This is a genomic window from Candidatus Borrarchaeum sp. (assembly GCF_019058535.1).
In the GTDB taxonomy this organism is placed as follows: domain Archaea; phylum Asgardarchaeota; class Sifarchaeia; order Borrarchaeales; family Borrarchaeaceae; genus Borrarchaeum; species Borrarchaeum weybense.
Genome location: NZ_JAHPYX010000119.1, coordinates 1 through 4,348 on the forward strand (window position 1 = coordinate 1; position 4,348 = coordinate 4,348).

The 4,348-nt window shown below is 37.1% G+C and carries 3 protein-coding genes and 1 pseudogene; 3 read left to right on the forward strand and 1 reads right to left on the reverse strand.

The genetic code is table 11. From position 1 onward, the window contains the following. Positions 1–1,504, reverse strand: a 1,504-nt coding sequence (locus tag QVB70_RS06790) for a winged helix-turn-helix transcriptional regulator (protein ID WP_287584734.1), incomplete at its 3' end; no start/stop codon positions are given. Between the two features lie 558 nt (positions 1,505–2,062). Here QVB70_RS06790 and QVB70_RS06795 point away from each other — a divergent pair. From QVB70_RS06795 to QVB70_RS06805, 3 genes and pseudogenes are all read left to right on the forward strand, one after another. Then, complete coding sequence (locus tag QVB70_RS06795; RefSeq protein WP_287584735.1) at positions 2,063–2,293, forward strand: hypothetical protein; 231 nt, start codon at positions 2,063–2,065, stop codon at positions 2,291–2,293. 126 nt (positions 2,294–2,419) lie between these two features. Further along, positions 2,420–3,616: an MFS transporter gene (locus QVB70_RS06800; protein ID WP_287584737.1), complete on the forward strand. Its 1,197-nt coding sequence runs from the start codon at positions 2,420–2,422 to the stop codon at positions 3,614–3,616. A gap of 191 nt (positions 3,617–3,807) precedes the next feature. After that, a pseudogene (locus QVB70_RS06805) lies at positions 3,808–4,348 on the forward strand (hypothetical protein); the annotation flags it as partial.

Below are 4,348 nucleotides of genomic sequence, written 5' to 3' on the forward strand. Positions count from 1 at the left end.
GAAGATAGCGATGACCGAGCCAAATTGATTCACTTTCTTTTAGAGTGCTCGTCACGGCATCGGCAAATTTGACAAAACTACCTGATGGTACCTGTAGCCAAGCAAGAAGACATTTTTTAGTTGTATCTGGAAATCCCTGAAGTGAGTAACTATATACTACGGGTAATTCAAAGAGTGCAGCCTCAAAGGAGTTTAAATATTCTTCCTCGCCAGTATATAACACCACGATTTGTTCATCTAACCCAATTTGCATTAAAGTGACAAACGGAACGATGACATCATTATCTCTCAATTTCTTGACTCTATGGCGTGCACCTGCTTTTGTCATACCGACGTGTTCCCCTATGTGAGACATCGGCATTCTTAAGTTATTCTTATAATAGTCAATGATTTGAAGGTCTTTAGAGTCAAATGAAATAGGTGTTTGATCACTAACTCTAATCTTTGTAATATCAGGACCGATTTCGTTATATCCTTCTTTATAGAGGAAACGTTCCAGCCATAACGTCCAAATATCCCAATCGATATCCCATTCCTGAGTCTCTTGATCATAGTATTGGAACGAGAGATTATCCTTCAGTTCTATGAGCCGATACATTTCAAGTTCTAGATGGCTTTTTAAAGAATCATAGAATTCTCGAATATATATATCCCTTTTTCTGGGGATATGGAAGGGGAACAACTTTACTACATTGCCAGCACGTAGTTCTTGAGTTGATATTAAGTAGGGAAAGTCAATGGTGATGTTACCTTCTGTTTTGACAATTATTTTTTGAAGACCTAATTTCCCAAGGTTCGGTCGACCGAACACACCAAAACGACACAATTTTTCTAAGCGATCCAATATATAACTTATTGAGTTTTCGTGCATGTCTACTGCTTGAGCAATCTCCTTATTCTTAGCAAAGGGGCGGGCGTCAATATAGAGAATAACATTAATGTCGTTTTTTGATAGTGTCGGTTTTTGACTAAGCCAAATATTATCTAAATAGCGGGTGGTTTCATCTAATTCGAGAGGTTCCGTAATATATTTTCTCAGTCGCTGCATTTTCTTTAATAATGTGGGGAGAAACTGACCGAAAGTGCGGGAGTCTGCCTCCAATAAATCGTGTACACTTCGATAGGTTGATCCATCCTCGCATTCGGTAAATATCTCATCGGGCTTATTGGGATTTAAACCGCGTAGTTTATACCATTCCTTGAGTAATTCCTCTTTTTCAAGAACATCTAATAGATTATATGCGAGTAAATAGGCAAGATCCTCTTCTACGGTCTCTGGAAATATCTTTGTCGGTAAGAAGTAGTCTAAAAAAAGATTCATCAATCTTTTTTGCCGGTTGAAAGACATGTAATGTTCTACATCAAGTTTTTCCCTCTGAGGGATGGGGGTTGCAAGAAATTTCGCAATAAAAACAAGTTCATTTTGTAGTGTCTCAAGACCTTCAGGTTGAGTTGTTTCCTTATGATCTTCAGAAATAGTGATTTCTTCCCCAGAAGGCGCCATAATTTATATACATAGTTTTAGTAATATAAAAAACTTTTCAGGATGGCTCAAAAATATCTAGAATCTTCGCTCGTAAGCCATTTAAATTTGGGGAATCTTGTAAATCTTTTTGTGAGATCTTCTTTTTTGTCGGCAATTTGATTAGACTTTGTCGTAACATTGGGGTATTATATTTGGGAGTTTTGGGAATTCTGTAAAAACTACTTTTCGCTTTTGTGGTTATCTGTATCCGACATAACTCCTATTGAAGTTCATTAGTTGAAGTGTTATTAAAAAGATCTTGTAAATTCCTTTTTGAAATTTATTGCGAAAAATACCGACAAAAAAAATTGCTAAGTTCTCAGTAATTGAAGATTTCTAGAAATTGGGCAACCTAAGCTACTCGTTTATAAAGACTAACTACTAGTTATATCCAATATAGTTCTTATCCAATGAGAGGGTTCAAATGTTTGTGAAAAATTGCAAAGGAGGTTATGTGAATGGGTCCTGGCGGTCCATGGCCGATGTAAAGTCTGAAACAGGTTTTCACTACCGAACAATACAGGAGGTCGAAACTAGATGAACATTTTTAATGACTTAGATGCTTTGGGCTTTATTAAGAGCGGTGAAGTTACTATTGAAGACTCTGATGAAACCTGGATTCGACTAAATATAGAGAATGTTGAAGAATCTATGCTTGAACATTATCTCAATCAAATCTTGCAACATATACGAAAAGTAACAGTTCTGCGGATAAGAGTGCTATTAGGTAGCACCAACGTGGTCTTTAACTTACCTATCTGCGCTTAAACACCGCTCAAACCTTTTTCTACTTATGTTGTAGAATGAAAGCTAATTGTCTGCAAAGGGATTAAATTAAGTTTCTTTGTTAGGGACTTAAATACTATTTTACGATATTTTGTTTTAGTGAAGTTTATGGATGGCATATCAAAACGTATTGTTCTTTTTCTTTCTGCAATTACTGGGATTGCCGCTCTTGGTGCGGGTCTTATCACACCAGTTTTCACGCTTTTTTTATATGACGTGATGAGCTTCGATGTGCTTACGATTGGATTGATTTACGCTTTTTATACAGCAGCTTTTGTGGTATTTCCTATTCCTTTTGGTATATTTTCCGATAAAAAAGGGAGAAAACCCACCATGATGTTAGGACTTTTAGGTTATGCGTTTTCTTATCTTCTTAGGATATTAGCAGATAAACCTATGGCATTCGGGGTGTTGTATTCACTTGAAGGATTGGGGGATTCTTCATTCAAACCCGCTGCACAATCTGCAATTGCAGATGTAGTAACAGATGAGGAAAGAGGCAGTGCCTATGGTATATATCATGCTGCTGGTGCGGGGGCAATTATTGTAGGGTATTTTTTGAGCGGATTTGTGGCGACAACGCTCTCATTCTTTTTCTCTTTCTTGATTGGCTCGTTACTTTGTTTTGTTTCATTGATTGTCGTGGTATTGCTGATGAGGGAGACCCTAAGGTTGGATATTGAGGAGCGATACAAAATTAACTTGAAACGCATATTTAGTGAAAAAACAAGACGACCCCTGATAATCTATCTCATCGCAATTATATTAGCCAACTTTGGTGTGGCCGCAATAATGCCTGTTTTGTCCATCTTCATGATACTCCAGTATGATTTAACTTTGAATTACGTCGGCATAGCATGGTTCGTTTATATGATCGCGTATTTCATTACTTCTGTGCCGACGGGAAAACTTGCTGATAAGTACTCCAATAAGAATACACTGGGTATTGGACTCCTCGTTGCAGCATTTTCTTTCTATTTAATCGGGACACAAGGCAGTTTTATAGGCTTAACGGTGGCTTTGATTTTTTTTGGAACTGGTAATTCGATGATTTTAAATGCAGGCACATCATACATGATGAACCTTACCTCGATCGAGATTCGTGGAAGAACTGTTAGCATATTGAACGTTTTGAAAATGTCAGGAGGGATAATTGGTCCGATTATATCTGGTATATTATGGGAAACCATAGCTCCAGTATACAGTTTCTTATTACCTGCAGTATGTGTGTTAGTAGGCGGTATTTTTTTCCTCTTGGTCGGAATTCCTGATAGGGAACTGAGGACACCTGTGAGTAATGTTTAATTGTGCACGAGTTTTCTTCCTGATTATCGGCATTCCAGACAAGGAAATCAAAAAGTTGATGAGAGTTAATACTCATTGACGCATAGATTTATTATTAAGAAGTGATATTTGTCTACTAACTTCTTCTACTACAAAAAAAGAAGCACCGTATAATACTTATAAAATAGTAAAGTTTCTGCTGGTTGATTAAAATGGGTGGAGAAAGTGAAGATATTTCAAGGATACGGTATTATCCATTAGTTTCTGGCACTTATTTCGTAGAGGGTATTGCGTCAATCTTAACTTCGACATTTCTTCCTATCTACTTAATTGTGTTCATGGGGTTAGATATAGTCACTGTAGCTATATATTCCACAGTAGCATTTATTCCATGGTTGGCAAAACCAATTTGGGGATTTATTAGTGACAAGTACTCATTTACCCTATTTGGAAGAAACTTAAGAAGAAGGCCCTATATAGTATTAGGAAGCGTTTTAAATTTCGCTTTATTGCCGTTTCTGGTGATAATCGACCCGACAAATGGAATACTCTATGTAACAGTTTGGTTCTTCCAAAATCTCGGATGGTCAATGCTTGACACTTGTGTAGATGCCTTGAGCGTTGAAAATGAAACAACAAAACGAAATTTGCTTAGTATGGTCCTATGGATCGGCTCATATCTTGGTACATTATTTGCTGGCTTTGTGATTGGATCTATTCTTATGGCAGGTAGTTTTGTCACTGGTTTCGTTA